The sequence below is a fragment of the Caulobacter sp. 17J80-11 genome (genome assembly GCF_014349105.1).
Taxonomy (GTDB): Bacteria; Pseudomonadota; Alphaproteobacteria; order Caulobacterales; family Caulobacteraceae; genus 17J80-11.
This window is the reverse complement of sequence record NZ_JACSJI010000007.1, coordinates 75,592-97,645: the sequence shown is the minus strand read 5'-3', so window position 1 is coordinate 97,645 and position 22,054 is coordinate 75,592. Positions and strand designations below refer to the sequence as shown.

The 22,054-nt window shown below is 70.7% G+C and carries 23 protein-coding genes; 10 read left to right on the top strand and 13 right to left on the bottom strand.

The features are described 5' to 3' along the window. The 10 genes from H8B08_RS09400 to H8B08_RS09355 form a co-directional block, all read right to left on the bottom strand. Positions 1-2,898 (bottom strand): pitrilysin family protein, encoded by a 2,898-nt coding sequence (locus H8B08_RS09400; RefSeq protein ID WP_187449931.1) that lies wholly within the window; start codon positions 2,896-2,898, stop codon positions 1-3. Positions 2,899-3,010: 112 nt separating this feature from the next. Further along, entirely contained in the window at positions 3,011-3,682 is a 672-nt protein-coding gene (locus tag H8B08_RS09395; protein WP_187449930.1) for an HAD-IA family hydrolase, read from the bottom strand. A gap of 24 nt (positions 3,683-3,706) precedes the next feature. Continuing rightward, positions 3,707-5,209, bottom strand: coding sequence for a putative 2OG-Fe(II) oxygenase (locus tag H8B08_RS09390; RefSeq protein WP_187449929.1), 1,503 nt, complete (start codon positions 5,207-5,209; stop codon positions 3,707-3,709). After that, the gene (locus H8B08_RS09385) at positions 5,206-6,210 is read right to left on the bottom strand and encodes an RluA family pseudouridine synthase (protein ID WP_187449928.1); all 1,005 of its coding nucleotides are present in this window, start codon (positions 6,208-6,210) and stop codon (positions 5,206-5,208) included. Before H8B08_RS09385 ends, H8B08_RS09390 begins: the two co-directional genes overlap by 4 nt. Before the next feature lie 19 nt (positions 6,211-6,229). Next, entirely contained in the window at positions 6,230-7,726 is a 1,497-nt protein-coding gene (locus H8B08_RS09380) for a putative 2OG-Fe(II) oxygenase (RefSeq protein WP_187449927.1), read from the bottom strand. Next, complete coding sequence (gene crcB / locus H8B08_RS09375; protein WP_187449926.1) at positions 7,723-8,106, bottom strand: fluoride efflux transporter CrcB; 384 nt, start codon at positions 8,104-8,106, stop codon at positions 7,723-7,725. The genes H8B08_RS09380 and crcB overlap by 4 nt, the downstream gene beginning before the upstream one ends. Before the next feature lie 54 nt (positions 8,107-8,160). Continuing rightward, positions 8,161-8,616, bottom strand: coding sequence for an NUDIX hydrolase (locus tag H8B08_RS09370; RefSeq protein ID WP_370545449.1), 456 nt, complete (start codon positions 8,614-8,616; stop codon positions 8,161-8,163). Positions 8,617-8,620: 4 nt separating this feature from the next. Beyond that, on the bottom strand, positions 8,621-9,631 hold the full coding sequence (locus tag H8B08_RS09365) for an inorganic phosphate transporter (protein ID WP_187449925.1): 1,011 nt from the start codon (positions 9,629-9,631) through the stop codon (positions 8,621-8,623). 10 nt (positions 9,632-9,641) lie between these two features. Then, on the bottom strand, positions 9,642-10,286 hold the full coding sequence (locus H8B08_RS09360) for a DUF47 domain-containing protein (protein ID WP_187449924.1): 645 nt from the start codon (positions 10,284-10,286) through the stop codon (positions 9,642-9,644). Positions 10,287-10,396: 110 nt separating this feature from the next. Next, the gene (locus H8B08_RS09355) at positions 10,397-10,786 is read right to left on the bottom strand and encodes a DUF488 domain-containing protein (RefSeq protein WP_187449923.1); all 390 of its coding nucleotides are present in this window, start codon (positions 10,784-10,786) and stop codon (positions 10,397-10,399) included. 244 nt (positions 10,787-11,030) lie between these two features. Here H8B08_RS09355 and H8B08_RS09350 point away from each other — a divergent pair, with 244 nt between their 5' ends. The 3 genes from H8B08_RS09350 to H8B08_RS09340 all read left to right on the top strand — a co-directional run bounded on the left by H8B08_RS09350 (position 11,031) and on the right by H8B08_RS09340 (position 13,822). Next, positions 11,031-11,366, top strand: coding sequence for an acyl-CoA thioesterase (locus tag H8B08_RS09350; protein ID WP_255500759.1), 336 nt, complete (start codon positions 11,031-11,033; stop codon positions 11,364-11,366). A gap of 103 nt (positions 11,367-11,469) precedes the next feature. Next, positions 11,470-12,981 (top strand): serine protease, encoded by a 1,512-nt coding sequence (locus H8B08_RS09345; RefSeq protein ID WP_187449921.1) that lies wholly within the window; start codon positions 11,470-11,472, stop codon positions 12,979-12,981. Positions 12,982-12,985: 4 nt separating this feature from the next. Beyond that, the gene (locus H8B08_RS09340) at positions 12,986-13,822 is read left to right on the top strand and encodes a surface-adhesin E family protein (protein ID WP_187449920.1); all 837 of its coding nucleotides are present in this window, start codon (positions 12,986-12,988) and stop codon (positions 13,820-13,822) included. A 7-nt stretch (positions 13,823-13,829) separates the two neighbouring features. Here H8B08_RS09340 and H8B08_RS09335 read toward each other — a convergent pair whose 3' ends face one another. Further along, positions 13,830-15,035, bottom strand: a complete 1,206-nt coding sequence (locus tag H8B08_RS09335) for an LL-diaminopimelate aminotransferase (protein WP_187449919.1) — start codon at positions 15,033-15,035, stop codon at positions 13,830-13,832. Between the two features lie 128 nt (positions 15,036-15,163). On the opposite strand from H8B08_RS09335, the gene H8B08_RS09330 reads away from it, so the two are divergent. The 3 genes from H8B08_RS09330 to H8B08_RS09320 all read left to right on the top strand — a co-directional run bounded on the left by H8B08_RS09330 (position 15,164) and on the right by H8B08_RS09320 (position 16,228). After that, on the top strand, positions 15,164-15,301 hold the full coding sequence (locus tag H8B08_RS09330; RefSeq protein ID WP_187449918.1) for a hypothetical protein: 138 nt from the start codon (positions 15,164-15,166) through the stop codon (positions 15,299-15,301). A gap of 293 nt (positions 15,302-15,594) precedes the next feature. Further along, positions 15,595-15,807, top strand: coding sequence for a cold-shock protein (locus H8B08_RS09325; RefSeq protein WP_187449917.1), 213 nt, complete (start codon positions 15,595-15,597; stop codon positions 15,805-15,807). A 4-nt stretch (positions 15,808-15,811) separates the two neighbouring features. Continuing rightward, the gene (locus H8B08_RS09320; protein ID WP_255500753.1) at positions 15,812-16,228 is read left to right on the top strand and encodes a hypothetical protein; all 417 of its coding nucleotides are present in this window, start codon (positions 15,812-15,814) and stop codon (positions 16,226-16,228) included. On the opposite strand, the gene H8B08_RS09315 is transcribed toward H8B08_RS09320, so the two are convergent. Further along, positions 16,225-16,410: a DUF3606 domain-containing protein gene (locus H8B08_RS09315; protein WP_187449916.1), complete on the bottom strand. Its 186-nt coding sequence runs from the start codon at positions 16,408-16,410 to the stop codon at positions 16,225-16,227. The two genes, H8B08_RS09320 and H8B08_RS09315, sit on opposite strands and share 4 nt — an antisense overlap. Positions 16,411-16,476: 66 nt before the next feature. On the opposite strand from H8B08_RS09315, the gene H8B08_RS09310 reads away from it, so the two are divergent. Both H8B08_RS09310 and H8B08_RS09305 read left to right on the top strand, forming a co-directional pair. Next, positions 16,477-16,860, top strand: coding sequence for a nuclear transport factor 2 family protein (locus H8B08_RS09310; protein ID WP_187449915.1), 384 nt, complete (start codon positions 16,477-16,479; stop codon positions 16,858-16,860). Between the two features lie 78 nt (positions 16,861-16,938). After that, positions 16,939-18,594, top strand: coding sequence for an isovaleryl-CoA dehydrogenase (locus H8B08_RS09305; RefSeq protein WP_187449914.1), 1,656 nt, complete (start codon positions 16,939-16,941; stop codon positions 18,592-18,594). Here H8B08_RS09305 and H8B08_RS09300 read toward each other — a convergent pair. Continuing rightward, positions 18,591-18,938 (bottom strand): hypothetical protein, encoded by a 348-nt coding sequence (locus H8B08_RS09300; protein ID WP_187449913.1) that lies wholly within the window; start codon positions 18,936-18,938, stop codon positions 18,591-18,593. The two genes, H8B08_RS09305 and H8B08_RS09300, sit on opposite strands and share 4 nt — an antisense overlap. Positions 18,939-19,154: 216 nt before the next feature. Here H8B08_RS09300 and H8B08_RS09295 point away from each other — a divergent pair, with 216 nt between their 5' ends. Continuing rightward, positions 19,155-21,695, top strand: a complete 2,541-nt coding sequence (locus tag H8B08_RS09295) for a sensor histidine kinase (protein WP_187449912.1) — start codon at positions 19,155-19,157, stop codon at positions 21,693-21,695. Beyond that, positions 21,692-22,048, top strand: a complete 357-nt coding sequence (locus H8B08_RS09290; RefSeq protein WP_187449911.1) for a response regulator — start codon at positions 21,692-21,694, stop codon at positions 22,046-22,048. Before H8B08_RS09295 ends, H8B08_RS09290 begins: the two co-directional genes overlap by 4 nt. The last annotated feature ends 6 nt before the right edge of the window (positions 22,049-22,054 follow it).

Genomic DNA, 22,054 nt, shown 5'->3' with positions numbered 1-22,054 from the left:
TCATCGGGCGACGCGGGTGGGCTGCGCGGCGGCGGCGGATACGGAGGTGACGACCATGGGCTGACGCGCCAGCCAGGTGGCGGCGGCGGCGCGCAGGTCGTCGACGGTCAGGCTGTTCATGATGGCGGCGTAGTCGAGGACTTCCTTGACGCCCTCGTCGCTGCTCGCCGAGCCGTCCAGCGCGGCGACCCACAGCTCGTTGCTGGCCAGGTCGGTGCGCATCTGGGCGAGCATCGGCGTGCGGGCCGCCTCCAGTTGCTTGGCGGTGATCTCGCCGCGCGCCAAGGCCGCGGCGGCTTCGCGGACCTGGGCCACCACGGCGTCCAGGTCGCCCGGACGCGCCTCGACGGCGGCGACCAGCATGCCCTGGTCGGCGTTGTCGGGCATGGCGGTCGAAACTTCCGGCGCATAGGTCATGCCCAGCCGCTCGCGCACCCGCAGGCGCAGCTGTTCCGCCAGGATCTCAGAGACCACGCCCAGCGCGTACTCTTCCTTCCGGCGCGCGGGCGACGCGACGTAGAGCGGCCAGACCACCAGCGCGATGCCCTGGTCGGCGGGGCCGTCGTGGACCGTCTGGACCGGCCCCGGGAGAGTTTCGGGGAAGCGCAAGAACCAGGGGTCCGGACGCGACCTGTTCACTGCCTTGCGCGGCGGCAGGGCCCCCAGGGTGGAGGAGACCATGCGCAGGACCTCCGACTCCGGCACGTCGCCGACGATGGTCAGCTCCATCGGCGACTGGGTCAGGGCCGGCTTGAACATTTCGGAGATCTGGGCGCTGCGCAGGCGCAGCAGGACCGCTTTGTCCGGCATGGCCGACGGACTGTCCGGCTCGAGCGCGCGGGCCATGGCGTCGGAGGCCGTCGTGCCCGGCGCGGCGGAGTAGGCGCGGTAGGTCGCCTCGACCGCGGTCGGCAGCACTTGATCGACGGTGTCGCGGAAGCCCGGATCGCTGACGAAGGCCGCCAGCACGTTCATCTGCACTTCCAGGCTGCTGCGGTTGGTGCCTGCGTACAGCACGAAGGAGTCGTTGCCGATGCCGACCTCGGCGCCCCACGACGAGTTGCCGAACATGGCGTTCAGATCGTCGGCGCTGTGACGGCCGAGGCCTCCGGACGGCAGCACCGCCGCCGCGAGCGCGGCGGTCGGCAGGTTGGCGCGGCCCAGTTCGTGGCGCCCGGCGCCGAAGCTCAGCCGCACCTGCACGCCTTCCTTCACGAAGTCGGTGCGCTTGTAGTTGAGGACCAGCCCGTTCTGGAACCGGAAGCGGACGTAGTCGCCCAGCGCCACCGGCTCGCGCTTCGCCACCTTTCCGGTCGGCCCGAAGGTCGAGTAGGCCCAGGTGGCGGTGTCGTGGTCGACGTACTTCGAGATCGCCGGCGCCTTCTCGGCCGCGCGCCAGGCGTCCGCCAGGGCGGTCGAGGCCGGGGCTTCGGGGGTGTTGAGGGTCACCAGCGGTCCGGCGCCGGACCAGTCGCGGGCGAACGCCGCCTTGATCGCCTCGGGCGTCAGGTCCTCGACGGCGAGGTTGAACACCCGCATGGCCTCGCGCGGGGTGACGAAGGTCTCGCCGTCCAGTTCGCTGCCGAGGATGTCGCCGGCCAGGCCGTAGGAGCTGCGGGTCGGGGCCTCGCTGACCGAGCCGCGGTGACGCGAGCGGAGCTCCTCGATCGCGGTTTCCACCTCCCGTTCGGTCGGCCCGTCGGCCGCGAACCGGCGCAGTTCGGTTTCGAGCGAACCCAGCGCGGTCTTCCAGTCGTCGCCCACCGCGGTCGCCTCGACGCACGCCGCCCAGGAGTCGCGGCGGTCGTCGACGCCGGAGGCGGCCCGCGCCACGGCGGTCTCCGGCCGCTGGCGCAGGTTCATCAGGCGCTTGTCGAGAATGCTGCGCCACAGATCGGAGCCGGCGCGGCGGCGCAGGCGCGCCGTCTCGTCCATGTCCTCCGGATCGCTGGCGCGCATCCGGCACACCGACACCGCCGTGGGCAGGTGGGTTTCGGCGATCGCCAGGGCGTCGAGGCCGCGCTTGGAGCTGTAAGGCGGGACCGGCGCCCGAACGGGCGCGGGCCCCTTCCCTTTCCAGCCCTCAAAGGCGGCCTTCACCTCCGCTTCCATGGTCTCCGGCGGCAGGTCGCCGACCATGACCACCACGGCGTTCTCGGGCCGATACCAGCGCTCGTAGAAACCGCGCAGGCGCGCGCCGGTCGCCGAGGCGACGCTTTCCGGCGTGCCGATCGGCTCGCGCGCGGTCGAGCGCAGGTTCGGGCCGCGGAAGGCGCTGGCCGCGCGCCAGACGCGCATGCCGGGGCCGTCGCGCGTGTCCGCCTCGGCGCGGATCACGCCGCGCTCGCGCACCACCGCCGCGTCGTTGAAGTCCAGGCCGTCGGCCACGTCGCGCAGCCAGCGCATGGCCATGGCGCGCGGCTCGGCGCGGCTGTCGGGAAGGTCCAACTGGAAGGTCGTGGCGAACCAGTCGGTGCCGGCGTTCAGGTCGCGCCCGAAGGCGACGCCCATGGGCGCGAACAGCTCCTCGATCTGGTCCTCGGGGACGTTGCGCGTGCCGTTGAAGGCCATGTGCTCGACGAAGTGGGCGTAGCCGCGCTCGGCGTCGGTCTCTTCGTAGCTGCCGACGTCGACGCCCAGGCGGACAGACACGCCGTCCTTGGGCGAGGCGTTGCGCATGACCGCATAGCGCAGACCGTTGGCCAGCACGCCGCGGCGAACGGCCGGATCGGGCCGCGGCTTGGCGGGATCGACGGCGGGCGCGGCCGCAGCCGGCGCGCCGGTTGACGCGACAGGGGGCGTCGCGGGCGGCGCGGCAGGCGCCTGGGCCTGTGCGGCGGCCGTGATCGGCCAGAGAGCCCCGAGGGCGACAGCGTAAGCGACTATGGACTTGGACAAGGCACTCGCCCCCCGGCGTGGACTATGGCCAAGCTATACACGGCGCGAGGCCGAGGCCAGTACACGCGGGGGCTGTTTGATCGCATTCTCCCCGGTGGGTGGGGCGCCGGCCTCAGAGGGCGGCGGCGAAGCGGTCCAGTTCGGCGTCCAGTTCGTCGAAATCGTTCGCCACATGGTGGGCGCCGGCGGCCCAGACCTCGTCGGGCGTGTGGAAGCCCCAGCCCACGCCCTGCGCCCGCGTGCCCGCATTCAGCGCCATGCGGATGTCGTGGCCGGTGTCGCCGATCATCACCGTCTGGCGCGGCTCGCAACCCGAGGCCTTCATCGCTTCCAGCAGCATGGCCGGGTGCGGCTTGCCCGGGCCGTCGGAGGCGCAGTGGGTGGAGACGAACAGGCGGCTCCAGTCGTGGTTCGCGAGCAGCCGCTCGACCCCGCGGCGCGAATTGCCTGTGGCCATGGCGATCAGCCAGCCGTCCTTCTCCAGCCGCCGCAGGGTGCGCTCCGCGCCCTCGTAGAGCGGCTCCTTGAAGCCCGGTTCGGCGTGCATGCGCGAGAACGAGGCCTGGAATCGCGCCACGAACTCGGCCAGCTCCGCGTCGGTCAGCTGGGGCGCCAGCACGCGCAGCGCCTCGTGCAGGGACAGGCCCACGATCTGGCGCACCGCGTCATAGCGCGGCTCAGGCAGGCCCACGTCACGGGCCGCCTCGACCGCGGCGCGCAGGATGGTCTGGCGGCTGTCGACCAGGGTGCCGTCGACGTCGAAAACGGCGAGTTTCAAGGACATGGACGCGACTCTGGAACTACGGGGTCAGGCGGGGACGACGTCGAAGGCCACGGTCATGCGGCTCTCGTCGGTCGTGAAGGGCACGGTGCCGTGCCACATGTAGGAAGGGAACAGCACCAGCGTACCGGGCTCGGGCCGGACGTAGTGTCCCGCGTCCAGCGCCGGCGTGGTGCGCATGCGCGGCCGGCCGAACCGGATCCAACCTTCGCGGCCCGGCGTGTCCAGCGCCGCGGCCGGGGTCTCGACGTAGAAGGCCGAGGACAGCCAGCCCTGCGGATGGATGTGGTCGACGTGGAAGCCGTTGGGCCTGAGGCGCACCGACCAGGCGGCCTTGACCGAATAGTCGCCGGTGTTGCGCGAGCGGACCGGGTCGTCGCCGTTTCCAACGGCGGCCATATACGCCCGGATAGGCTCGTCGATGGCCTGGAAGAAGGCCGTGATCACCGGATCCTTCGAGCGCAGCAGGCTCTGCGAGGTCTGGCTGCCGCCGCGCAGCGAGTTCTCCAGCGGGTGGGCCTTCAGCGCATGCAGCCGGACCAGGGCGTCCTTCAGGTCGGCCAGGTAGGCGTCCAGCGAGCGCCAGCCCTTCGGCGCCGCGATCTGCGCCGGCCGCACGAAGGCCGCGTAGTCGTAAAGCCGCTCGTACTGGGGATCGCCGACCATGCGCGCGGCCACCGCCGCGAAGGCCAACGCGACGTGGTCATGAGGCGCGCGGGCCAGGCGTCGGCGCGCGACGGCGAGCGCGTCGTGCGGACGACCGGCGGCCAGATAGACCGTGCACAGCGCTTCTTCGACCGCCGGCACGCCCGGCGCGACCTGGGCCACGGATTCGGCCAGCCGCACGGCGGCGGCGTCCTCGCCGAGATCGGCGGCGGCCTGGGCGGCGGACAGGCGCAGGCGCGGATCGCCCGGATGGCGCGCGATCGCCGCGTTCAGCACCTCATAGGCTTCGCGGGGGCGCCCGCCGCGATCCAGCACCAGGGCGCGCACGGAGGCGAGTTCGGCGTTGGCGCCCTGGGGGTCGGCGCGGTCCAGCGGTTTCAGCGCGGCGTCGACGTCGGCCGTGCGCATCCAGATCAGCTGGGCCAGGTCGCGGTGCGCCTCGCCGTAGGCCGGTCTGCGGAACAGGGCGTCGCGATAGGCGGCCTCGGCTTCGTCCAGCTTGCCCAGGCCCAGCAGGGCGCGGCCGTAGACCAGCCGGGTCTCCGGCGCCTCCAGACCCATCCGGATGGCCCGCTCAGCGGCGGCCTTGGCCTCGTCGTTACGGTTCAGGTCGCCCAGCACCGAGGCGTAGTTGTGCCAGGCGATACGGTCGTTCGGGGCGATCAGGGTGGCGCGCCGGTTGGCCTCGGCGGCCTCCTCGTGGCGGCCGGCGGCCTTCAGGGCTTCTGCGTGCAGCTGCAGGTGGTTGGCGCTGACCGCGGGCGCGTTCGCCAGGTCCGCGGTCAGCCGCAGAGCTTCGTCGATACGGCCCTGGGCCAGCAGCTGTTCGGCGAGCTGCGCGGGCGTGGGGCCGCCGGCGATCACCGCCGCCCGCCCTTGCCGCCCTTGCGGCCGAAGGGCTCGGCGTCGGCCTCGTGCTCGTCGAAGCCGAAGCGCTCGAAGCCTTCCTTCATCTCCTTGGAGAGCGGCGCCTCGATCACCAGCCGGCCGCCGCCGGGGTGGTCCAGCTCGATGCGACGGGCGTGGAGCTGCAGGGCCAGCCCGCGGCCCAGCTCGTTCGACTCCTCGTTGCCGTACTTGGGATCGCCCAGGATCGGGTGGCCGATCGCCTGCATGTGGGCGCGCAGCTGGTGGGTGCGGCCGGTGTGCGGGCGCAGCGCCATCCAGGTCGCCCGGTGGCCGGCGCGCGAGACGGTGACGTACTCGGTCTCCGCCGGTTCGGCCCCGAACTCCTTCGGATCGGCCGGGCGGACCAGTTCACGGTCGCCGATGCCCTTCTTGACCAGGTGCAGGTCGATGACGCCCTCGGGCGGGCGCGGATCGCCGGCGACGATGGCCCAGTAGGTCTTCTTGGCGCGCCGCCTGGCGAAGGCGCCGGCCAGCCGGGCCGCCGCGTTCGGGGTCTTGCCCAGCAGCAGCACGCCGGAGGTGTCGCGGTCCAGGCGGTGGACCAGGCGCGGACGCTCCAGCCCCTCGCCCCAGGCCGACAGCAGCCGATCGACGTGCTTGGTGGTCTTGGTGCCGCCCTGCACGGCCAGGCCCGAGGGCTTGTTCAGGGCGATGACCTCTTCGTCTTCGTAGAGCACCAGCGACTTGGCGTAGGCGACGTCGCGCGGGGTCAGCTTGGGCTTCTCCCCTTCCCGCTTCTCCTGCTGCTCGGGCAGCGGCGGCACGCGCACCTGCGCGCCGGCGGTCAGCCGGGTGGCGGCGTCGGCGCGGGCGCCGTCGACCCGGATCTGGCCTGAGCGCAGCAGCTTCTGCAGCTGGATGTGGCTGACGTGCGGCCAGCGCCGCTTGAACCAGCGGTCCAGGCGCACGTCGTCCTCGCCGGCGCCCACGAACAGTATCTTGACCTCACGGCTCACGCGAACGCTCTCCGGACACTCACAGGGGACGAACGTCGAAGGCCACGGTCATGCGGCCTTCGTCGGTCGTGAAGGGCACGGTGCCGTGCCACATATAGGACGGGAACAGCACCAGCAGGCCCGGCTCCGGGCGCACGTAGTGCTCGGCCGGCAGCGGGTTGCGCAGCGGCATCTCCGGCTGGCCGAAGCGGATCCAGCCCTCGCGGTCTGGGCTGTCCAGCGCCTGGGTCGGGGTCTCCACGTAGAAGGCCGACGACAGCCAGCCCATCGGATGGATGTGGTCGACGTGGAAGCCGTTCGGCTTCAGCCGCGCCGACCAGCCGCCGGCGATGGCGTAGTCGCCGGTGTTGACCGCGCGGACCGGGTCCGGCCCCTGCCCCACCGCCGCCATGTACTCGCGGATCGGCGCGTCGAAGGCCTTGAACAGGGCCACCAGCACCGGCTCGTCAGAGGCCGAGATGTCGCCCGAGGTCTGGGTGCCGTGGCGCAGCGACTGGTAGAGCGGGTGGTGGTCGAACTGGTGCATCTCGTCCAGCTTGGCCTTCAGGTCGGCCAGGAAGGCCTCCAGGCTGGGCCAGCCGGCCGGGGTCTCGATCTTGTAGGTGCGGACGAAGGCCTTGTAGTCGTAGAGCGTCGCGGCCTCGCGACCGCCGCCGGCGCGGGAGGCCGTGGCCAGCAGGGCCAGGCTGGTCTGGTCGCCCGGGTTCAGCACGATCAGTTCGCGCGCGACCAGCAGGGCCCGCTCGACGTCGCCCGCGGCCAGCAGCACCCGGCACAGGCGCTGCAGGACGATCGGGTTGTTGGCGGCGTACTTGGCGGCCCGCGCCGCCAGCTTGAGGGCGGAGTCGAGATCGCCCGCCTTCAGCGCCAGGTCGGCGCCGATCACGTCGACCGGGACGGCCGCGACGCCCTGCTGGATCAGCATGCGGACTTCGGCCCAGGCCTGGGCGTGACGGCCGACCAGTTCCATGGCCGAGGCGCGCACGGCGATCAGGCCGGTCGCGCCCGGACGCTCGGCCTTGGCGCGATCCAGCGCGGCCAGCGCCTGGTCGGCGTCGCCGGTGCGCATCCACACGATCTGGGCCAGTTCGCGGTGCAGTTCGGGATGCTCCGGCTCGCGCAGCAGGCCGTCCTTCAGGATCGCCTCGGCCTCGAAGATCGAGCCCTGCTGGACCAGCGCGCGGGCCTGCAGCAGCACCGTCACCGCGCCGGCGGCGCCCAGCTTGCGGGCCTGTTCGGCGGCGTGGGCGGCCGGGACCGGGCGGCCGCATAGCATCAGCGTCGCGCCGAGCGCCAGCCAGCCCTGCGGCTCTTCAGGCGCAAGCTCGACGATGCGCAGGTCGTAGTCCAGCGCCTCGCGCCGCTTGCCGCAGGCACGCAGCGCCGTGGCGCACAGGCGCAGCGCCGCGACCGGCGCGTCCGCCGCGGCCGCGACCGGCTGGATCAGGGTCAGCGCCTCGCGCGGCTTGCCGGCGCGCAGCAGCGCCTCGGCCTGGTCGGTGACGGTCTTGGTCATGCGAACGCCCTTCGCGCGATAAGCAGGCCTGCGAACAGGGCCGCGACGGAAAACACGACGGAGCCGGAGATGTAGCCGGCGGCCGTGGCCAGTTCCCGGCGCTCGATCATCAGCGCCGTTTCAAGGGAGAAGGCCGAGAAGGTGGTGAATCCGCCCAGCGCGCCCACGCTCAGCAGCAGGCGCCAGCGCTCCTGGTCGGCGCCCCCGCGGTGCGCCAGCCAGCCGGCCAGCACGCCCATCAGCAGGCCGCCCACGAGGTTGACGGCGAAGGTGCCGTAGGGCCAGCCCGGACCCAGCAGACGGCCGGCCTGAACGCCCATGGCGTAGCGCGCGATCGAACCCGCGGCGCCCCCCGCGGCCACAAGCAGATACTTGTCCATACGGCGCCTTATGCCCGCTTCGCGCTCAATCGCGAAGTCCTGCGCGACGCGCCTTCAGTCGCGGGCCCCGAAGGCGCGGATCAGGGCGGCCAGTTCCGGCTCGTGCACGGCGTCGGCGGCGGCCTCGACGCTGAACCACTGGCGGGTGCGCTGGCTCTTCTCAGGCCACTTCTTGCGCTCGCGCTCGACACGCAGGGCGTACAGCTGCACCTCGCACAGGCGCGTGTTGCCGCGCTTCAGGCGCTTGTCGTAGCGGTAGCAGCCCAGCGGCCAGGCCTCGACCTCGCCCTCGACCCCGGCCTCCTCCAGCGCCTCGCGGGCGGCGGCGTCCCAGGGCTCATGGTCCTCCATGGGCCAGCCTTTGGGCACCACCCAGCGCTTGGTCTCGCGCGAGGTGACCAGCATCACCTCGACCACCCCGCCCTCAAGGATGCGCCAGGGCAGCGCCGCGTACTGGGCCGCGGGCTGGCCGTGCTCGACTTTCGGGGCGTGGGCGGGGTGCGTCGTCACGAGGTCAGTGGGTCCACAGGCCGGCGAGGTAGTAGAAGGCCGCGGCGATCACAGCGGCCATCGGCATGGTGATGATCCAGGCCCAGACGATTCGCCCTGCGATGTTCCAGCGCACCGCCGACATGCGCCGGGCGGCGCCCACGCCGACGATGGCGCCGGTGATGGTGTGGGTGGTCGAGACCGGAACGCCGAGGTTGGTGAACAGGAACAGGGTCAGGGCGCCCCCGGTCTCCGCGCAGAAGCCCTGCTGCGGCGACAGCCGGGTGATCTTAGAGCCCATGGTGTGGACGATCTTCCAGCCGCCGAACATGGTGCCCAGGCCCATGGCCGCCTGACAGGTCAGGACCACCCACAGCGGCACGTCCTCGGGCCCGTTGAACTCGGGAATCATGCCGTGGGCGAACAGCAGGACAGTGATGATGCCCATGGTCTTCTGGGCGTCGTTGCCGCCGTGACCGAGCGAATAGGCGGCCGCCGAAACCAGCTGCGCCTTGCGGAAGAAGCCGTCGGCGAAGGCCGGCGTCGACTTCAGGAAGGTCCACGAGACGATCAGCACCAGGACGAGGGCCAGCAGGAAGCCGATGGTCGGCGACAGCACGATGGCGGAGGCGGTCTTGACCACGCCCTGCATGACCACGGCTTCGAACCCGGCCTTGGAAATCCCCGCGCCCAGCAGGCCGCCGATCAGGGCGTGCGAGCTCGACGACGGGATCCCGCCGATCCAGGTGATCACGTTCCACGAGATCGCGCCCATCAGCGCCCCGAAGATCACCTGATCGGTGATGATGTCGGCGTTGATGATGCCCTTGCCGACCGTGGAGGCGACGTGGAGGCCGAAGAACAGGAAGGCGATGAAGTTGAAGAACGCCGCCCACAGCACCGCCACGCGCGGCGACAGCACGCGGGTGGAGACCACGGTGGCGATCGAGTTGGCGGCGTCGTGCAGGCCGTTCAGGAAATCGAACAGCAGCGCGATGCCGATGAGGATGATGGCGAGGATGAGCCCGGCGTCCACGGTCGTCGGCTCACATGTGCTCGATGACGATGCCGCTGATGCGGTTGGCGACGTCCTCGAACCGGTCGACCACCTTTTCGAGGTGGTCGTAGATCTCGGCGCCGACGATGAACTTCATCGGCGAGGCCTCGCCGTAGGTCTGGAACAGGGCCTTCATGCCCTGGTCGAACAGCTCGTCCGACTTCTCCTCGACGCGCACGATCTCGGCGGTCAGGGCGTTCAGGCGGCCGACGTTCGGGCCCATCTTGTTCAGCAGCGGCAGCGCTTCCAGCGTCAGCTTGGCGGCCTGCACGACGGTGTCGGCCATCTCCAGCATGGCCGGCTCGAACTTGGCCACGTCGTAGAGCGTGACCGCCTTGGAGGTCTTGTGCATCTGGTCGATCGCGTCGTCGAGCGAGCTGGTCAGCTCCTGGATGTCGATGCGGTCGAACGGGGTGATGAAGGTGCGGTGCACGGCCGTCATCACCTCGGCGGCGACCAGGTCGGCCTCGTGCTCGTGCTGAGCGACCTTGCGGCTCTGCTCCTGCACGTCTGCGCCGGGCTCCATCATGGCGCGCAGGGCTTCGGCCCCGGCGACCAGGGTCTGGCCGTGACGATTGAACAGATCGAAGAAGCGCTCTTCCTTGGGCATGAGCGCGCTGAACAGCTTCAGCATGGGACCCCGCACTGGACCGACGAAGCACCGACGGCGCACGCCGTGGGGCGCGGCTGACTACGCCGTGGACGGAGCAAAGTAAACCGAGGCCCGAACGCCGCCGTTCCGGATCAACTGGCGATGCGGGCGCCCCGGTCCCTCAACAGCTGGCGCAGCACCGAACGGTGGCAGCGGGTCTCGTCGTCGCAGTAGCAGCCGACCGAGGCGTTCGCGGTGTGCGAAAGCGCCGCGAGCAGATCCAGCGAGCGCGCGGCGTGCGGCTCGGCCATCTCAGAGCGGAAGGCGCGCACGAAGCCGTCCCAGTCCTTGTCGGTCCGGGCGTCCTTGCCCCTGGCCATCAGCTCGGCGCTGGGCGACAGGTCCGGGTACCAGACGTCGTACCAGTCCTCCGAGGCGTAGTTCTCCTTCTTCACCCCGCGCGGCGGGCGGCGCACGGTGCCGATCCGCAGGCCTTCGTCGGGCGCGCGCGGCGTGCCGAGGCGGACGATGCGAAGGGTCATGGGCGCGTCTCCCGGGCGGTGCGACAGAGCTGAACTGATAGCGGCGGAACGGCAGAGCGGCCAGCGCGGCTCTACGTTCAGGCGAGCCGGCTGGCGCCCCGCCGGACCGGCGTTATGCTGCGCGCCGCCGGCGTGACAGGAGGGGCGCATGTTGTTCGGGAAGAAAAAGAAGAAGGCGGCCGCGCCCTGCCCGCCCACGCCGATCGATCCGAACGGCGCGACGCCGGTGATCCGCACCATCGCCATGCCGGCCGACACCAACCCGGCCGGGGACATTTTCGGGGGCTGGCTGATGTCGCAGATGGACCTGGCGGCCGGCAGCGTCGCCACCCGCCGCGCCGGGGGCCGAATCGTCACCGTGGCGGCCGAGGGCATGGTGTTCCACGAGCCGGTCAGCGTCGGCGACGAGGTCAGCCTCTACGCCCGCATCGTCTCCACCGGCCGCACTTCGATCCGCATCGAGGTCGAGGCCTGGCGCCGGCACCGTCACGAGGCCGACAGCGTCAAGGTCACCCAAGGCCTGTTCACCTGCGTGGCCATCGACGCCGAGCGCAAGCCGCGCCCGCTGCCGCCGGCGTGACCGCCCCCAATCCGGGGCGCGGCCGCGAAGCTTGGCTGTAGCGCTGACGAGAACATTTCGATAACATCGGTCTCCGAAACGCCGACAACTCGACGACCGGGGGATGATGGTGCGCGTCCTGATCGACCTTTCGCCGCGGGCGATCCGTGGCCTGGCCGGGGTGCTGGGCGCCGTGGCCGCGCTCGTCTCGACGGCGACCGCGGGGCCGGCGCGCGCCGAGGAGAAGCCCGTCGATTGGGTGACCGTCTTCAGCGACGACGAGGGGGAGATCCAGGTCGACCGGGTCTCGATGGCGCGCCACGGCGGCGTGGTCTACTCCTGGATGACCTACACCCCGCGCAAGCGCCACAAGTCGCCGGTCAACAACCAGAAGTACGACTACCAGCTGCACGCGCGGATCGACGACTGCACCGCCGCCACCATGGCGACCGAAGTCATCCTCTACACCCGCTACGACGGCCGGGACGTCGAGGTGAACCGCGCCGAAGGTCCCCTGAAGTTCGGACCGCACCCGCCGGGCAGCGTGGGCGAGCTCGTCGCTTCGACCATTTGCCGGCTGGGCGCGCAGGCCACGGCTCTGCAGTCCAGCGTCAGTCTGGACAAGGTCGAGCCCGGCGATTGGCGCTCGTTGGGGCCCGACCAGGGCCGCGGCGCGACCCTGTCGGTGCTCACGCCCTCGGCCTACCGGGACGGCTCCACCGCCGCCATCGTCGTGCGCGGCGACTTCGCCAAGCCGCTGGAGCTGGAGGACGGGCGCGGGTACAGCCGCATCGTCGAGCAGGCGATCTTCGTGTGCGACGAGAAGACCTACGTCGTGCTCTCGTCCGATTACTACAACAGCTCCGGCCTTCTGGTGGCGGCGGACCGTCACCCTCTGGAGACCGCGCCGGTGCGCCCGGTCGGCGACTCCGGGGTGGCCGAGGTCGCCAAAGCCGCCTGCAGCGCGCCGGGCGCCACGCACACCGGGACCGGCTGGCTGGCCGGCCAGGGCTATATCGTCACCGCCAGCCACGTCGTGGGCGAGCTGACTGAGGTCGAGGTGTTCCAGGAAGGCCGCCGGCTCGGCGCGGCCCAGGTGGTCCGCAACGACCCGGCCAACGACGTCGCCGTCCTGAAGCCGCTGTTCGACACCTCCCGCCACGCAGCGCTGCGGGTCAGCGCCTCCGCGCCCGCCCTGGGCGCGCGGGTCCTCACCCTGGGTTATCCGTTGGCGGACGAACTGGGCGTGGGCGCGGTCAAGATGACGACCGGCGACGTCAGCTCGCTGGCCGGGGTCGACGTCGCGACCGGCCGCGCCGACGACCATCGCTACCTGCAGGTCTCGATCCCGGTCCAGAGCGGCAACAGCGGTGGCCCGGTGATCGCCGCGGACGGCTCGGTCGTCGGCCTGATCGTCGGCAAGCAGGAGATGAGCGCCGACCGCGAGATCGTCCAGAACGTCAACTTCGCGCTCAAGGCGGCCTACATCAACGGCGTGATCGAGGGCCTGCCCGCGATCGGCCGCGCCAAGGTGTCGTCCGCGCGCGGCGACACGGCGGCCGTGGTCGCCGGCGCGCAGAGCGGCGTGTTCCTGATCGTCGCCGCGCCGAAGCGCGAACAGACCGCAGCGAGGTAGGCCGATGAAGACGGAGCTTCAGGCGTCCGGGACGGCGCTCGCCCTCGTGGTCACCGGCTTGATCGGGTGCGCGCCTGCCGAGGCCGAGCCAACCGGGAGCGAGCCGAACCGGGATTGGGTGTCGGTCGTCGATCAGGACGGCTTCCGGGTCCACGTCGACCGTAGGTCACTCAAGCGCGACGGCATGCGCGTGCGCTCCGAGATCAGGGTCGCCAACGACGAGCCGGGTCGGACTCCGAAAAGCCGGGCTTACGTGGACGCTATTCACTTCAGGGTCGACGACTGCGCCACGGGCGCTTTCACGACGGAGCTCTTCGTCTATCGAACCGCAGACGGTGCCGTGGTCGAGGAAGATCGCCGGAAGGATCCGCGACCGATCTCGAATGATCCGGGCACCGTCGCCGCGCGGGTCACCGCGTCGATCTGCGAGCTCGCGGGGCTTCCCGCGCCGTTGGTGGCGAGCATCCCGCTCAGCGGCCTGAAACCCGCCGATTGGCATGTCCTCGGGATTGATCCCAAGGGCGGCTTCACCGTTTCCGTTATGCCCGCGTCAGCTCACCAGCTGGACGACGGCGTCGCTACGATCGTCGCCCGTATCGAACTCCCGTCGCCCTGGAAGCTTCCGGACGGCCGGCCATTCAAGAGCATAGTGAACAAGCTCTATTTTACTTGCGCCGGGAAAGCCTACGGAATCGAAACATCGGACTATTACGGCCTTTCGGGCGAGCTCCTCCAGGCGGACCTTCTCGACGTCATGAAATCGGCGCGCACCGTCGAAGCCGGCACCCTGACCGACTCGGCGCGGCAGATCGCCTGCGCCGCGCCGGCCCGTACCAGCTAAGCGCCGCTCAGGCCGCCTTCACGCCCTTGGCGTCGCCGTTGAGCAGCTTCTTGATGTTGCGGGCGGCCTGGCGGATGCGCTGTTCGTTCTCGACCAGGCCGATGCGGACATAGCCCTCGCCGTATTCGCCGAAGCCGACGCCGGGCGCCACGGCGACGTGGGCCTCTTCCATCAAGAGCTTGGCGAACTCGATCGAGCCCATGTCGCGGAACTTCTCGGGCATGGGGGCCCAGGCGAACATGGAGGCCGGCGGCGCGGGGATGGTCCAGCCGGCCCGGCCCAGGCTCTCGACCAGCACGTCGCGGCGCGACTTGTAGGTGTTGCGGATCTCGGCCACGCAGTCCTGGGGCCCGTTCAGCGCCGCGCTCGCGGCGACCTGAATGGGCGTGAAGGCGCCATAGTCGAGATAGGACTTCACGCGCGCCAGCGCCGCGCACAGCTCCGGATTGCCTACGACCATGCCCATGCGCCAGCCGGCCATGGCGTAGGTCTTGGACATGGAGTTGATCTCCACCGCCCGCTTCTTGGCGCCCTCGACCTGCAGGATCGACGGCGGCGGGTTGTTCTCGAAGTAGATCTCCGAATAGGCGACGTCCGACAGCACCAGCAGGTCGTGCTTCTCGGCCAGCCGGATGACCTCCCTGTAGAAGTCGAGGTCGACGGTCTGGGCGGTCGGGTTGGACGGATAGCTGACGATCAGCACCGAGGGCGCGGGCACGCTGTGGCGCACGGCGCGGCTGATGCCGGACAGGTAGTCCTCCGGCGACAGGGCCGGCACGTGGCGCACCACGCCGCCGGCCATCAGGAAGCCGAAGGTGTGGATCGGATAGGCCGGGTTGGGACAGATCACCACGTCGCCGGGCGCGGTGATGGCCTGAGCCAGGTTGGCGAACCCTTCCTTGGAGCCGAGGGTCACCACGACCTCGGTGTCCGGGTTCAGCTTCACGTCGTAGCGGCGGTCGTAATAGCCGGCCACGGCGCGGCGCAGGCCGGGAATGCCCTTCGAGGTCGAGTAGCCGTGGGCGGCCGGGTTCTGGGCCGCCTCCACCAGCTTGTCGACGATGTGCTTGGGCGTCGGCATGTCCGGATTACCCATGCCGAAGTCGATCACGTCTGCGCCCTCGGCCCGCAGGCGTGCCTTCAGACGGTTCACTTCCTCGAACACGTAGGGCGGCAGGCGGCGGATCGAGTGGAACTCGCGGGACGAGGACATGGCGGTGGACCGGGGCCGAAAAGGAGAGGATGACCCGCTCAGGTTAAGCGCGGTTTTCGGCGCCGGTCACGCGTCATTTTTGCAGGTGCGAAGGTGACGCTGCGGCGCCCTCCTCGCACGCGTTTCACATGGGCGCGCCCGGTCGGTTCGACGGGGCCGCCAGCACCCGCACCTACACCCTGATGGGCGCGGACTTCTTCTCGACCCTGGTTCTGCCGCGGCTTTTCGAACGCGTGCCAGCCGAGGCGCTAAGCGCGGCGGGCTGATCGCCTGCGCGCCGCGCCAGGTCGCCCTTGCGGTGGCCGTTCAGCTCGGTCTGTCGGGTTATTTGCCGCCGGTTTCCGTGCCGGTTCCGGAGATAATAATGTACTGGCGCAGGCGCCACGACCGTAATCCGACCCACGCCTGGCTGAGGGCGCGGGACCTCGACGTCGTGGCCGATTTGTGACGGAAAACCGTCCGCGAACGCCGGTATGCGTTAATCGCGCTGGATTCCTTGGAGAGAGCGCGGCAAACACCGGAGCGAAAGCGGCCGTGAGCCGCGGAAGAGGATGCTGAAATGGCGACGGGCGTGGTCAAGTGGTACAACCCCACCAAGGGGTTCGGCTTTATTCAGCCGGACGACGGCGGCAAGGACGTGTTCGTCCATGTCAGCGCCGTCGAGCGCGCGGGCCACGGCGACCCCATGGAAGGCGACCGCATCAGCTATGACCTCGAGACCGGCCGTGACGGCCGCGCCTCGGCGATCAACCTGCGCCCGCCCGAGGAGTGAGCGCTTGCGCCGGCTGATCGACCTGCCCGGCGTCGCCGACCTGGAAACCAAGGCGTTGATGAAGCCCCGCTATGCGGAGCCTGAAGCGCGCGAGGAGTTTCCGGAGATCGACGCCTGCTCCACGGCTGTCTTCGGGATCACCGCCGACCAGGCGGCCGACCTGAAGCCGGCCGACTGGGACGGGGTGGACCGGCTGCCGGTGCGCGATCAGATCGAAGCCTTCGAAGCGGCCGGCTGGGACGTCACAGACGCCAAGCGCCGGCCGCTTCGGATGTTCGGTCACTTCAACCTGCAGCTCTGGCTGGCCGTGCGCGGCGTGGCCGGGCAACTGCCGTTCGAGCCTGAAAAGCCGGGCGCCGCCGACCTGTGGGGCGGCTCGCTGGCCGCCGACGCGGCCAAATTCCGGCGGGATCGTCGCTAGGACCTGAGGTCCTTTCCCAGTTCGGCCGCCACGTCGCGGACATTGGTCCCGCTCTTGTGGGCCGCCGCGGTCAGCTGTTCGCGGCTGACGTGCCAGCGCTTGGCCCAGTACTCGACCTCGTGCCGGTCGCGCAGGTCGATGCGCTCCTTGCCCTGAAAATCGCGTCTGCCCTTGCCGGTCATGGCCGTCTCTCGCGTCTTTACGCGTGAACGGTTGAGGCGCGCGTCCGTGCCCGCTATCGCACCCGCATGACCGCCCCCGAAGACGCGATCCGCGCCCGCCGCAAGCTGACCAACAAGCTGATCGCCGCCCACGAGGCCGCGCGCCTGCGCCCGTTCTTCGCACCGGACATGAAGCTGATCGCCGGCGACGGCTCACTGATCCTGGGCGCTGACGAAGTGGTCGCCGCCTTCGACGCCCAGTTCCGCGATCCGACCTTCGTCGCCTACCTTCGCACGCCCGAGACCGTGACCCTCGACGACGAGGGCGCCCGCGCCGCCGAAAGCGGCCGCTGGGTCGGGACCTGGAAGGACCAGCAGCAGTCCGGGACCTATCTCGCCACCTGGCGCAAGGTGCTGGGCCAATGGCTGCTGGAGAACGAGCTCTTCGTCACCCTGGATCAGGGCGGCTGACGGTTAACTCTGTTCACGAAGGGGGCTGACAGCGGTCGCCGGGACGACCAAGCTCGCGGCCTCGACCGGAGCCTCCCGATGTCCCGCTTCGCCCCAAGGACGCACCTCGAGACCCACGAGGTCTTCAACCAGCCGCCCGAGTTCGCCGGCCGCAACCTCTATGCGACCGACGCGGCGCTGCGGGACGCGGCCGTGCGGGAAGCCGGCGACTGGGTCGAGGCGCCGCTGTCGGCCTTCGGGGCCGTGGTCGGCTCCGAGCAGGTGCTGGACTGGGGCGAGCAGGCCAACCGCTATCCGCCCGAGCTGGTCAGCTTCGACCGCTACGGCCGGCGCGTCGACGAGGTGCGTTTCCATCCGGCCTACCATTCGCTGATGGCGCTCGCGACCGAGCACCGGATCCACGACATCGCCTGGACGGCGGGCCGGCCGGGCGGCCATGTCGCCCATGCCGCCCTGCTGGCCCTGCACACCCAGGCCGAGGCCGGCACCATGTGCCCGATCAGCATGACCTACGCGTCGGTCCCGGCGCTGCGCCGCCAGCCGGGCGTCGGCCAGGCCTGGGCCGACAAGATCCTCGGCGGGACCTACGACGCGCCGCTGAAGCCGGTCGCTGAAAAGTCCGGGATTACCGTCGGCATGGCCATGACCGAGAAGCAGGGCGGCAGCGACGTGCGGGCCAACACCACCCGCGCCTACCCCCTAAGCGCCGGCGGTCCGGGCGAAGCCTACCGCCTGGTCGGCCACAAGTGGTTCTGCTCGGCGCCGATGAGCGACGGCTTCCTGACCCTGGCCTACACCGACGCAGGCCTGTGCTGCTTCCTGGTCCCGCGCATCACGCCGGACGGCGAGCGCAACTCCGTCCAGGTCATGCGGCTGAAGGACAAGCTGGGAAACAAGTCCAACGCGTCCAGCGAGATCGAGTACCACGACGCCTTCGCCTGGCTGCTGGGCGAGGAAGGCCGCGGCGTGCAGGTGATCCTGGACATGGTCCACCACACGCGGCTGGACACCATGGCCGGGACGCTCGGGATCATGCGCATGGCGCTGGCCCAGGCCGCCTGGCATGTCGGCCATAGGCGGGCCTTCCAGAAGACCCTGATCGACCAGCCGGCCATGCGCGCGGTGATCGCCGACCTGGCGGTCGAGTACGAAGCGGCCGTGGCCCTGACCATGCGCGTCGCCTCGGCTTTCGACGGAACGACCGAGCATGAGCGCGCCTTCGCCCGGCTGGCGGTGGCGCTGGGCAAGTACGGCCTGACCAAGCGCAATCCCGACTTCGTCTACGAGTGCATGGAGTGCCACGGCGGCGCCGGCTACGTGGAGGAGAGCCCCCTGCCCCGGCTCTATCGCGAGGCGCCGCTGAACGGCATCTGGGAGGGCTCCGGCAACGTCATCGCTCTGGACGTGCTGCGCACCCTGCAGCGCGAGCCGGCGGCGCTGGAGGCCTACGTTGCGGAGATCAGGAAGGCCGAGGGCCAGGACGCCCGCTTCGACGCCGCCGCCCGCGAGCTGACCGACCAACTGGCCGCGCCGCTGTCAGAAGGCCGCGGCCGGCGCCTGACCGAGCGCATGGCCCTGCTGCTGCAGGGGGCCCTGCTGGTTCGCCACGCGCCGGCGGCGGTCGCCGACGCCTTCTGCGCGTCACGGCTGGCGGGGCTGGGCGGGCGCAGCTACGGCGCCCTGCCCGACGGCGTCGACATCGACGTGATCGTGGCCCGGCAGGTCACGACCTAGCGCCCCTTCACGATGCTCAGGGTCATCGCCCCGCCCGGGCCCGCGGTCCAGGTGTCGCCGACGTTCTGAGTGATGGCGGGCATGCAGCGCGCCGCCACCGGCTGGGGCGCGGTCTGGGTGAGGCAAAATTTCCCGCCGGTGTCCGTCCAGGTGCCCGACACCTTCGAGCCGTCGGCCTTCACCTGGGTGTAGGTCCCGCCCTGGTCCACATAGACCTTGCCGGTCTTGCCGGCGTGGGTGACTTGCAAGGTGTTGCCGAACAACACGCTGGTGTCTGCCAGGGCCGGCGCAGCCCCGGCGAGAGCGGTGATCAAAGCGGCGGCGGCGAGCGAACGACGGAGCATGGGATCTCCTTTCCGTGACGCGGCGGCGGAGCGGGAACGCGCGTCCGCCGGCCCCGGGCTTCTGCGCCCAGCGCCGGCTCGGGTCCAGCGGCGCGTGGGCTGAAAATCTCCCGCCCCGATGCGGAACAGGTCCCCATAGCCGGGGCGGAACCTCTGAGCGGAACGACGGATTTTCACTCCTGAGCGGGCGCGCGCGTCCCGCCAGCGGGGCCCCGGATGAAGTGGCCGTTTCGACCGCTCAGCCTGAGAGCGACTGTCGCGGCGGCCCTGCTGACGGCCGGCCTCGCGCCGCTGGTGGCGACCCTGGGGGTCTACCTGCTGGTGCTCGAACCCCGGCTGGAACGCGACATTCTGAAGGAGCACGAACAACTGGCGCTCGAGATGGGCGCCGTGCTGAACCGCGGCCTGTTCGAGCGTATCGCCGACACCCGCGCCTTCGTCCTGAACCCGCACACGCGCGAACCGTCCGCCTGGCGCACCCCCGGAACGGGCCCTCTGGTCGGCGCGATGAACGATTACGTCGATCTCTACGACGCCTATCGCCTGATCATGCTGGTTTCGCCCTCCGGCGAGGTGCTGGCCGTCAACAGCCGCGACCCGAACGGACGGCCGCTGGACACCGCTTGGCTGTATGACCGCGACCTGTCGGTCGAACCCTGGCTGGCCGCCGCGAGCGGCCTCAACGGATCGTTCGGCCGCGCGCCCCCGGCCGTCGTCGGGGCTCCGATGAAGTCGGATTACGTAGGCGAGATCTACGACGACGACGGTCACGTCCTGCCGATCGCCGCGCCGGTGCGGGCCGCCGACGGCCGCGTGCTGGGCGTTCTGGTCAATCTGTTCGACTTCCACCGGGTGGGGGCGACCGCGCGCCAGATGATCGCCCAGCGCCAGCAGATCGCCCGCTCGGATCGCCGGTTCCAGATCTTCGGTCCCGGGGGCGAGCTGATCTTCGACTCGCGGCCCGACGCCCCCGATCCCCGGCCGGCCTGGCTGCTCGACCTGCTGGCGCGACGCGCGTACGGCGTTCCCGCGATCGCCGGCGTGCTGCACGGCGAGGCCGTGGCCGCGGCCCCTGCCCCCGCCCAGCCCGGCTTTCCGGGGCTGGGCTGGGTCGTGGTCACCCGCGAACCGGCGGCCGACGCCTTCGCCGGCGTGCGGGACATCCGCGAGAAGGTCCTGCTGCTGTTGGCCCTGACGGCCGTGGCCATGTCGTTGCTGGGAGCGTGGTGGGGCCGGCGGATCAGCGCGCCGCTCATCGACATCACCGACCGTATGCGCGCCCTGGCGGCGGGCGGCACCGCCGCGCCGGTTCCGCACGTCGAGAGCGGCGGCGACATCGGCGAGATGGCGCGCGCCCTCGCAGTCTTCCGGCAGGCGGTGATCGACAAGGACGTCGCCGTCGCCGACCTGGCGCGGGAGAAGGCCGAGACCGAGACCGAGCGAGGCCGCCTGCGCGACGTGATCGAAGGCGTCGGCGACGGGTTCTTCGCCGTGGATCGCAACTGGCGGGTGACGCTGATCAACTCGCTGACGGCCCGTTACACCGCCATGCCCGAGGAGGCCCTGGTGGGCGCGCTGCTCTGGGACGCTTTCCCCGCCATGGCGGGCTCCCAGCTGGCGAGCAATCTCCGAGAGGTCATGCGCAACCGCACCGCAGCCAACTATGAAGCGCCCTCGGTGACGCGCCCGGACCACCTGATCCAGACGCGCCTGTTCCCGACCCCGGAAGGCGTCGGCGCGTGGTTTCGCGACGTCACCGAGCAACGGCGAGCCGAAGCGGCGCTACGTGAAAGCGAAGCGTTCCGCACTCTGGCCCTGGAGGCGGCCGACATCGGGGCCTGGGATTACGACCCGCTCACCGGCAAGGTCGTCTGGGACGACCGCTGCCAGGCGCTATACGGTGTGTCTCCCGGTACGGTCGTCGACTACGCCGGGTTTGTGGCCCTGGTGCATCCAGCCGACCGCGAACGGGTCGACGCGGAGGTGCACGCGGCGCTCGACCCGGCCGGGACCGGGGCCTATGCGACCGAATTCCGACTCAATCCCGGGCCGAGCGGGGGCGAGGAGCGCTGGGCGGCCGAGGAAGGCCAGGTCCTGTTTGAAGACGGCCGCGCGGTGCGCATGATCGGCGTGGTCCGCGACGTGACCGAATACAAGCGCTCGGAGTTACACCGCGAGCTTTTGGTCAACGAACTGAACCATCGCGTGAAGAACTCGCTCGCCACCGTTCAGGCCATCGCCCAGCAGACGCTCAAGGCCGACGCCGATCCCGAACAGGCGCGCCAGCGCTTCATCGTGCGCATCCAAGCCCTGGCCCGCGCCCACGACGTGCTCACCCGGCGTAACTGGGAGAGCGCGGACCTGGCCGAGGTGATCGCCGAAGCCGTTCTGCCTTATCGCGAAGCGGCGCAGCACCGGGTGCGCCTGGAGGGGCCGCGCGTGCGCCTGACGCCGAAGGCGGCCCTGGCGATCTCGATGGCGGCTTACGAGCTGGGGGCGAATGCGGCCAAGTACGGCGCGTTGAGCAGCGACGGCTCGGTCGAGATCCGCTGGTGGGTCGAGCACGGGCGCCTACATCTGGTCTGGCGCGAGGCCGGCGGCCCGCCGGTGACGCCGCCGGGGCGCAAGGGCTTCGGCACGCGATTGATCGAACAGGGACTCGCCGGAGAATTGGAGGCGGACGTGCGCTTCGAGTATCGCCCCGAGGGGCTGGTCTGCGCCATCGACGCGCCTCTGGCGCGCCTGTCGCCGCCATGACGGAGGAGACGCCGCTGCGGGTGCTCGTTGTCGAGGACGAGATGCTGGTGGCCATGATGGTCGCCGACATGCTGGAGGACCTCGGCCACGAGCCGGTCGGGCCGGCCATGCGGCTGGACCAGGCGCTGGAGATGGCGCGCACCGAGCCGATCGACGCCGCCGTCCTCGACGTGAACCTGGGCGAAGGCAAGTCCTTCCCCGTCGCTGACGTGCTGCGCGAACGCCACGTCCCCTTCATCTTCGCCACCGGCTACGGAATCCAGGGCCTGAGCGAGGGCTACCGGAACGTCGAGACCCTGAACAAGCCGTTCCAGGCCGCCGATCTGGCGCGCGCGCTCGAGCACGCCGCCTAGAACCAC

Coding starts and splice junctions, on each gene's coding strand:
- H8B08_RS09395 (WP_187449930.1), bottom strand. CDS start 3,682: ATGTCCTTGAAACTCGCCGTTTTCGACGTCGACGGCACCCTGGTCGAC.
- H8B08_RS09380 (WP_187449927.1), bottom strand. CDS start 7,726: ATGACCAAGACCGTCACCGACCAGGCCGAGGCGCTGCTGCGCGCCGGC.
- crcB (WP_187449926.1), bottom strand. CDS start 8,106: ATGGACAAGTATCTGCTTGTGGCCGCGGGGGGCGCCGCGGGTTCGATC.
- H8B08_RS09360 (WP_187449924.1), bottom strand. CDS start 10,286: ATGCTGAAGCTGTTCAGCGCGCTCATGCCCAAGGAAGAGCGCTTCTTC.
- H8B08_RS09355 (WP_187449923.1), bottom strand. CDS start 10,786: ATGACCCTTCGCATCGTCCGCCTCGGCACGCCGCGCGCGCCCGACGAA.
- H8B08_RS09350 (WP_255500759.1), top strand. CDS start 11,031: ATGCCGGCCGACACCAACCCGGCCGGGGACATTTTCGGGGGCTGGCTG.
- H8B08_RS09345 (WP_187449921.1), top strand. CDS start 11,470: ATGATGGTGCGCGTCCTGATCGACCTTTCGCCGCGGGCGATCCGTGGC.
- H8B08_RS09340 (WP_187449920.1), top strand. CDS start 12,986: ATGAAGACGGAGCTTCAGGCGTCCGGGACGGCGCTCGCCCTCGTGGTC.
- H8B08_RS09335 (WP_187449919.1), bottom strand. CDS start 15,035: ATGTCCTCGTCCCGCGAGTTCCACTCGATCCGCCGCCTGCCGCCCTAC.
- H8B08_RS09330 (WP_187449918.1), top strand. CDS start 15,164: ATGGGCGCGCCCGGTCGGTTCGACGGGGCCGCCAGCACCCGCACCTAC.
- H8B08_RS09325 (WP_187449917.1), top strand. CDS start 15,595: ATGGCGACGGGCGTGGTCAAGTGGTACAACCCCACCAAGGGGTTCGGC.
- H8B08_RS09315 (WP_187449916.1), bottom strand. CDS start 16,410: ATGACCGGCAAGGGCAGACGCGATTTTCAGGGCAAGGAGCGCATCGAC.
- H8B08_RS09310 (WP_187449915.1), top strand. CDS start 16,477: ATGACCGCCCCCGAAGACGCGATCCGCGCCCGCCGCAAGCTGACCAAC.
- H8B08_RS09305 (WP_187449914.1), top strand. CDS start 16,939: ATGTCCCGCTTCGCCCCAAGGACGCACCTCGAGACCCACGAGGTCTTC.
- H8B08_RS09300 (WP_187449913.1), bottom strand. CDS start 18,938: ATGCTCCGTCGTTCGCTCGCCGCCGCCGCTTTGATCACCGCTCTCGCC.
- H8B08_RS09295 (WP_187449912.1), top strand. CDS start 19,155: ATGAAGTGGCCGTTTCGACCGCTCAGCCTGAGAGCGACTGTCGCGGCG.
- H8B08_RS09290 (WP_187449911.1), top strand. CDS start 21,692: ATGACGGAGGAGACGCCGCTGCGGGTGCTCGTTGTCGAGGACGAGATG.